This is a genomic window from Arthrobacter sp. CMU6 (genome assembly GCF_059090205.1).
On record NZ_JBNHFL010000098.1, the window covers coordinates 1 to 463 of the forward strand.

Annotated in this window: 1 protein-coding gene; it reads right to left on the reverse strand. The window is 70.6% G+C overall.

Annotated features, from left to right (window positions below):
- Positions 1–463: ABC transporter transmembrane domain-containing protein (locus AC5RWD_RS23225; protein ID WP_494022270.1), on the reverse strand; the 463-nt coding region annotated here is incomplete at both ends.

Below are 463 nucleotides of genomic sequence, written 5' to 3' on the forward strand. Positions count from 1 at the left end.
TGGACTTCGCGGATGGCGCCGAGCGTCTGGGCCGCGGTGGTGGCCAGGCTTCCTTCACCCTTCCGGGAGTTTCCCGCGGCGGCGGTGATCCGGCCTGTGCTCGAGCGCGAGAGGAGCACGAACACCCCGCCGGCCAGGAACACCACCAGGGCCAGCAGCGGGTCGAGCCAGAGGAGGATGCCGGTCATCAGGACAAGCGTGATCATGTTGCCCAGCAACGGCAGGCCCGCCGTCACCGCGACTTCCTGCAGCCGGGACACGTCGCCCACCAGCCGCTGGACGGTGTCCCCGGTGGAGGCGCGGGTGTGGTGGCGCATGGACAGGCTTTGGACGTGGCGGAAGGCGCGGGCGCGTAGGTCTGTCGCGACCCGGGATCCGATGAGCGCGAAGCAGATCGCGGACCAGTAGTTGGCTACCGCCCGGCCCAGCGCGATCGCCACCACGGCGGCCCCGCACAACAGCA